Genomic DNA, 6460 nt, shown 5'->3' on the forward strand with positions numbered 1-6460 from the left:
TGATGCAAAATCGTCCCATCCGCCAGCAGCGTATGAAGCAGCATCATGACGGTGGTGGCTGCCATGAGGTTGGTCATGAGCCGCTGTGGGTTCGAGACGGAGACCTCGCCGCAGCGAACTTCGGTCGGGAAGTGATCTTCCTCGATGAGATCCGGGAAGACTTCGCCGGGGAACGGCAACACGGTCTGACCGTGACGGCGCACGCCGACGACGACTTGGCCTTCCCAACCGCTGTTTTTCAGGTGCGCCAGTTGGTATCGGTCGAGGTGTTCCGGATGCTCCGGCATTGCCACGGCACTGTTGCCACTGTCGATGTAGACGACGTCGTGGTGTCGGTTCAGTTGCTCGTGCAACAAGCGCCGGGTGCTGCCGTTGTCAACGCAGGCGACGACGACATCCCCATGTTCGAGGATCCCCGTCGGTTGGCCGTCAGCCTCCTTCGTGAGATAGTGCGGATACGCCGCGATCGACAAGCCGTAGGCTCGGGCGTAGCGTTCCGCGAGGACCGTCGCTTTCTTTTTCCCCACGTCGTGCGGCAAGAAGTACTGGCGCAAGAGATTCTTCTCTTCCACCGTATCGCCGTCCACGAGCAGGACGTCCGGAACGGACGCCCCTTGCTCTTTCAGGCTATAGAGAAGACGTGCCATCTGCTGCAACACGTAGCCTCCGGTGCCTCCGACGCCGATCAAGACGACGTTCTGCAACTGTCTTCGGTCGAGGACGTGCACGGGTTTGCTCATCGGGCCTCCCCCGTTTCCTCGATGGACGTCGTGCGGACCAGCGTCGAGAGGTCGCCGTCGAAGAGGGCCTCCGGAGCGAGTGGCCGGAAGTGGCCACCGCAGGACATCCGGAACCGAAGTTCCGGTGAGTCCTCATGACAGCGACCAAGCACGCCATAGAGCCCCGTGCGCACTTCGTCCGCATCGTCCGTGGCACTGAAGAACGCAGGCAATCGGCCGTGGGAGTGGATGTGCGCGACCACAAAGAAGTCCTCGCTTTCAAGAACCCCTCGCCCGACGACGTGGACTGCGCTCGCATGCTGCTCTGGCCAGAGCACATGGTAGCCCGAACGCGTATCGTAGACCACGTACGCAAGATGTTCGACGTCCGGATGGACTTGGCACCGTGCGACGATGTCCGTCAAGCAGCTCCTCGGGATCTTCGGCACGCTCGCTTCGAAGGTGCCGCTTGGTGCGAGCGCCTGGTGACCGCGCACCGGGACTTGAAAGCGTCCCGTCTGCGTCGTCCGCACTTCCCATACCGTGCCATCCTCATCCAGACCGTGATAGACCGGAGGTATGGGATTCGGTGGTGTGAGCCAGACCGTGAGCGGACGCTCAGAGCCTTTCTTGTGCGCTTTGAGGACGGGGACGATATGACCGTTCTCTGCGTCATACACCAGTTCGCAACGCTCTTTGGTGAGTTCCGGAAACTGTTCTTCCAACCAGGCACGCACCGCTTCAAGCTTCATGGTGCGACTCGGTACGTCCAAGCGATGGCCCGCATAGTAGACCACGCGGTCGATCTCGTACACGTCCGGTTCCGGTGCTTCTTTGGCCTTCTGAGGTGTGGCGGGTTTCGTCGCCACGGGCTTTTCCGGTTCTTTGTACTGTTTCGCTTCGTCCTCCGGTAAGAGGTCAAAGATGGACATCTGGTCTTGGTTTTCGGATGGCATCGTTTCATCGCTCCTTGGCGTGTTTTCTGTGCGGCGCTTGACCTTAGACACGGTATTGCTCGTGCCATTCAGACACGGTCGAGGAGAGTGGGATGAGCCACTCTGATCGGACCCCGTGCTCTGCTTCGACGGCTTCTAGAAACGCTTGGTAGTCTCGGTAAGGCGAGTTTTGAGAATGCCCTACGCCAAACAAGTCCCGGTTGTTCGGTGTTTGCAAAAAAGCAAACACCACCTTTTCTTGAACGTCGTCGAGGGCACACGTCGTCTCGTGCAACCCATTCCAACACACCGCCCCCGATGCGTACACATTGGAGAACGGATAGCGATAGAGCGCGGTCTTTCCTCGCACGGTATCGTCAAGGGCGACGGCGAGTCGACCCTGAAGCACCCGTTGCGTCGTTTCTTCCCACACCACTTGGTAGACGAGCGTGGGATAGCGAAGGCAGTAGATGCGCTCTTGATACAGCGTGGGATAGTCGAAGGACGGCACATACGCCGTCACCGCATGTCGGAGGCTCGACGACGACTCCAGCGTGTCGAGCGCCAGGACGCGTTCCGGCAGACGGGTCAGGCGCGTACGACGCAGGTCCACCTGCTTGAGTTGTTCGAGGATGAGCGATCGGTCCAGCAGTTTGAGCAGTTCCTGTATCCCCACCGTCTTATAGTGATGGACGCCGTTCTCCACAATCTTCAGTTGAGGCATCGTCTTCGGTGCCATCCGTAGGGTCAGGGAATCCCCGCAAGCGTCGCCATGCACGTGCATCTGCAACGTGTCCATAGTAGTTTTCGACCTCCCAAATCGCGATAAGTGAACTCCAGGCATCCATCAGAACGTCGTCGGCGGGTTCCGCGATGGCCCACCCAAAGCCCGAGGCATCGTCCTGTGTGTACCATGCGTCGTCCGTGGACTGACGGATCCAAAACAGAAAGTGTCGCCAGGTTTCGAGCGTCTCCGGATCGGAACTCGAGAACCAAACAAAACACCACGTTGCCGCCTTGGTCCAGTCTCCGCGAAGGAGTCTGAGATCCTCCCACATCTCCACGTTTTCGGTGTAGTCAAAATGCAGCTCTGCCTGCAGATCGACGCCGATGAGTTCCAGCAGCGTCTCCAGTTGCCCGGCAAAGATCGGCTCTCCGTCGCCCCCGTCCCCATCGAGGCCGTAGGGCCAACCGCAGGTGTCGAGGGCCTCCTTTGCTCCGGTGCGCCATAGGAGATCGCGCAAGCACAGAAGGTGCAGTAAGGCCGCTTCCAGATGGTATCGTTCCTCGTCGTCCATTACAGAAACTCCTCTCCGATGTTGGGATCGCAGCGTGCAGGCAGTCGAGAGACGTCCGCTAGAAACTCGGACCATGTGTCCTCGTCCAACTGAAACTGGGTCTGTACGGTGGCCGCATCCTCTTCCTCATCGGACAGAAGACGCCAGGCCGCACGAAAGGCATCGGTGGATAGGTTCCATAGGTAGTCGTTGGTGAACTCTTGAGAACGTAAGTGCTCTAGGAGGTTTTTCCCTGCTTCGAGGGATGCGAGGTGGGTAGGGTCCGGGTCCGGCATCGTGAGCAATGCCAGCACCGGTTGATCCCAGTGAAGGTGAAGGATACGTTCCATGGTGGTAGCTCCTTGTTCCTTCCCCGTGGCACGGGGGAAGGAGAACATTCCCGCCGTGCTCGGGTTAAACCGATGCGAGGGATTCTCTGCGGTCCACGCAAGCGACGATGTTTCGCTTGGCGAGAAGCTCATGCAGAAACAGTCTGCCTTTTTGCGTCCACTCCGTTTGGAGTTGTATGCCGCGTTCTCCGTTGGAACGGATGTACTGGACGGTGTGAGAATGCGTATAGCCCAGATGTTGATAGCGGGCATAAAGCACCCACTGACCGTTGACTTTGTACTGGACATCCGCATCGTGCAGAATGAGATTGAGCCGCTTCCCGGAGAGTCCATAGTCCTTGGCTATCTGCGTGATGCAGACGGTGTCTTGGGACGCCAGAATCTGATCCACGTAAGTCAATTTGGGTTGTACTTCGGCTAAACATTGTTCCAAGGCGAGCTTGTCCGCTTCGAGTCGCTCCGTCTTCTCTACTTCGGCCACTAAAGCCAGCAGTGCTTCTTTGTAGTTTCTCGGAAGCGAAGGGAAGGGCGCTTGCCTAGAATGCAGTCGTTTTTGCATGTCACGAAACGCTTGAATGTACCGTACCTTGAAGCGCATCGCTTCTTTGCCAGAGTAACCCATGACTAACAGGGTGAAACCATCTTCGGTGAGCAGGTACTTGTGGTACATTTGACCGTTTTGTGGGTGCGTGTAAGGGGTCTGCTCAAAATTGAGGACACCCCATTCGACATCAATTTCTTCTAAGATTCCCCGAATATCTCGGATGACATTGTCGTGGCGTTTCCCAAAGACGTCGGCGACCGTCAAACTGTCCGTGACCGGTCGGTCGTTGGCGATGAATACGAGGTTCTTGTCCATGAGGCACCCTCCCGTGGTTTGGTGTGACGTACACTCCCCCACGGGCCACGCCGGGGAGTGTTTCGGTCCCGGCGTGGTGGGCGTTCAAACTTTATGCGTTTTCCACAGAATACTTTTGAACTTCGTAGATGAAGTAACCGATGCTGACGATAGCGGAAATCAAGATGCCGATGCCATATCCGATCATCGTGTTTTCGTGAACAATCCAAAGAATTTCCACGAAAAGACAGGCCATGATCAACACCAGCGGCCATTTTGCCCATGGTTTTTCGCGCTTGGCTCCTTCACGGACAAAAGCCACCGTACGGAACAGCATCAGAAGCGGGACATAAATGGCGATCTTGGACAACGATGTTGCGCCACAAAGAGCCATTCCTGCTTCTACGCAGCACGTGGTCAGCCAAAAGGACAACATCAAATACTCCAGGGTCAGCTGTTTTGTCCAGTCTGTTGGAGAAAAAAAATCACCTAAAACCCATTCGAACGCGAATGCCAGGGCGTCCATTTGGATTCGAAAGATCTGGGGCATGTTTACACTCACGATGGTCATTAACCCGAGTAAACACATACCTACCATTCCAATCCACATAATGATCTTTCGAGCCCATTCCGATAACACAACTTTTTTGATGGTTTTCAATGCGAAAGTCATCATCGGTGGTTTCGCCTCCTTGTGGTCTTCTTGGTGGGGAGACCTCTCCATTTCAAGCAGCAAGTCGCCCCACCTTTAGGAGATTTTGTGATTAACCATGCACAGCGGTATGTCTGTAATGTCCGCAGTGCCGGGTGATGCGTTACGCCGATTGCTGTTCGGCTTGGCGCATGGGCGACAACAAGCCGAGGGCTTGCCACTCTGCCGTCCCTGGTTGCATCACGAGCGGGTGATTCGGTCCGTTCAGTTGCCACGAGACCGTATCGCCTGGGCATTGTTTCAGAAACTGCGTCAAGAGCTTCGCATTGAGCAACAGTCGATACGTTGGGACATCGGTGCACTCTGCATACGACACCTTGTCGACGCCGCTGCCAAACTGTTGGGAGCGAGAAGAGATGCGCACGCCGTCCGCTTCAAAGTCGAATTCGACTTTGGTGTACGTCTCATCGGAAAAGACGGCGACGCCCTCGACGGCTTGCAACAGCTCGACCCGATTCAGCAGCAGCTCGTGCGCAGCGCTTTGCGGCAGAATCCGCGACGTGTCGGGATACGCGCCATCGAGCGCCCGCATCACATAGCGGTGCGAATCGTCGTCCCAGGACACGGTGAGAGCGTTGTCGCCAAATTCGAGCGAGACGCTTTCTTCCTCTTCGTCCGGAAGATGTTTCGCGAGGACTTCGAGGAGTTTGGCTGGGAAAACACGGTCGACCGTCTGACCCTTGGCATCCAGGGGTAGCAACACGGTTGACAAGCGCATGCCGTCGGTGGCGGTGGCGCGGAACCCCGACGCGTCCAATCGACCATGGACTCCGGTTAAGATAGGACGCGTCTCTTGGTCGGATGCAGCGTAGGCGACCATGGTAATGAGTCGCTTCAAGTGCTTCGCATCGACGGTGACGGCCGCAGACATCTGTGCTTGATTGCCAAACGCGACAAAGAGCGTTGGGTCGCATCCGGAGAGACGCAGTTCGCGTTTCCCGGTCGTGATGTAGAGTTCGTGGGACGTCGCGCCTTCGAGCGTCAGCGACGCCATGCTCCGCCCGACGACGTCGTGCAGCATCCGATAGGGCACGCACACGGCGCCGCCGTCGGCAATCTGTACGTCGGACTCGGCCACGCGTTCCCACAAGGTCACCCGCGTCGTTGCATCCGGATTCGTCGCGAGGACATCCACCCGAGCTTGGGCTTTATCGGCGACGATCTTGATGTTTTGGTAGCCTCTCGTCGAGTTCGGTATCACGTTTGGGCCGATCTCGCGAAGGGCTTTCAGGAAGGCATCTCGTTGTACGGTGAGTTTCATCTCGAGTTCGCTCCTTTGTCCCTGCACCGCCGTGCAGGTCTGTTGGATACAGAGCCTGCGGCGGCAGGGAGAAGTAACCTTAAGCGCCTGGATGCAGCGACATCGGCACAGGGGCCTGATCCAATTCGGACACGCGCACATCCTGAAATTCCTGACGATAGGGAGAATCCGCATCCGAACATTGTTCTGCAATCCATTCCGCTACGGTGTCTCTCATGCAACACGTCCTCCTTTGTTTCCGTGAAACGCAAAAAAGCCACCGAAACACGAAGAAGCCTTTCCGACCCTGCAATTTTTTCGCAGTGGAAAAACTCGTTCTCCTGTTTCCGTGGTGTTCACGGTGAGCTTTCGCCCTATGATGTTGGGTG

9 protein-coding genes are annotated in these 6460 nt (G+C 56.9%); all 9 read right to left on the minus strand.

Annotation, left to right across the window (positions count from 1 at the left end; all coding sequences use genetic code 11):
* Positions 1 to 740: ThiF family adenylyltransferase (locus tag M4I36_RS12970; RefSeq protein ID WP_258112175.1), on the minus strand; the 740-nt coding region annotated here is incomplete at its 3' end.
* A complete protein-coding gene (locus tag M4I36_RS12975) occupies positions 737 to 1675 on the minus strand; it encodes a Mov34/MPN/PAD-1 family protein (protein WP_258112176.1) in 939 nt (312 codons plus the stop codon). The genes M4I36_RS12970 and M4I36_RS12975, both read right to left, overlap by 4 nt.
* Before the next feature lie 43 nt (positions 1676 to 1718).
* The gene (locus M4I36_RS12980; protein ID WP_258112177.1) at positions 1719 to 2453 is read right to left on the minus strand and encodes a hypothetical protein; all 735 of its coding nucleotides are present in this window, start codon (positions 2451 to 2453) and stop codon (positions 1719 to 1721) included.
* On the minus strand, positions 2335 to 2952 hold the full coding sequence (locus M4I36_RS12985; RefSeq protein WP_258112178.1) for a hypothetical protein: 618 nt from the start codon (positions 2950 to 2952) through the stop codon (positions 2335 to 2337). Before M4I36_RS12985 ends, M4I36_RS12980 begins: the two co-directional genes overlap by 119 nt.
* A complete protein-coding gene (locus M4I36_RS12990; protein ID WP_258112179.1) occupies positions 2952 to 3281 on the minus strand; it encodes a hypothetical protein in 330 nt (109 codons plus the stop codon). Before M4I36_RS12990 ends, M4I36_RS12985 begins: the two co-directional genes overlap by 1 nt.
* Before the next feature lie 64 nt (positions 3282 to 3345).
* A complete protein-coding gene (locus M4I36_RS12995; RefSeq protein WP_258112180.1) occupies positions 3346 to 4140 on the minus strand; it encodes a phage antirepressor KilAC domain-containing protein in 795 nt (264 codons plus the stop codon).
* Between the two features lie 91 nt (positions 4141 to 4231).
* A complete protein-coding gene (locus M4I36_RS13000) occupies positions 4232 to 4795 on the minus strand; it encodes a hypothetical protein (protein ID WP_258112181.1) in 564 nt (187 codons plus the stop codon).
* 139 nt (positions 4796 to 4934) lie between these two features.
* Positions 4935 to 6092 carry a DNA polymerase III subunit beta gene (gene dnaN / locus M4I36_RS13005; protein ID WP_258112182.1) on the minus strand — a complete coding sequence of 386 codons (1158 nt, stop codon included), beginning with the start codon at positions 6090 to 6092 and terminating at the stop codon, positions 4935 to 4937.
* 79 nt (positions 6093 to 6171) lie between these two features.
* Positions 6172 to 6309, minus strand: a complete 138-nt coding sequence (locus M4I36_RS13010) for a hypothetical protein (protein WP_258112183.1) — start codon at positions 6307 to 6309, stop codon at positions 6172 to 6174.
* Between the last annotated feature and the right edge of the window lie 151 nt (positions 6310 to 6460).

This window comes from Alicyclobacillus sp. SP_1 (genome assembly GCF_024706985.1).
Classification (GTDB): domain Bacteria; phylum Bacillota; class Bacilli; order Alicyclobacillales; family Alicyclobacillaceae; genus Alicyclobacillus_I.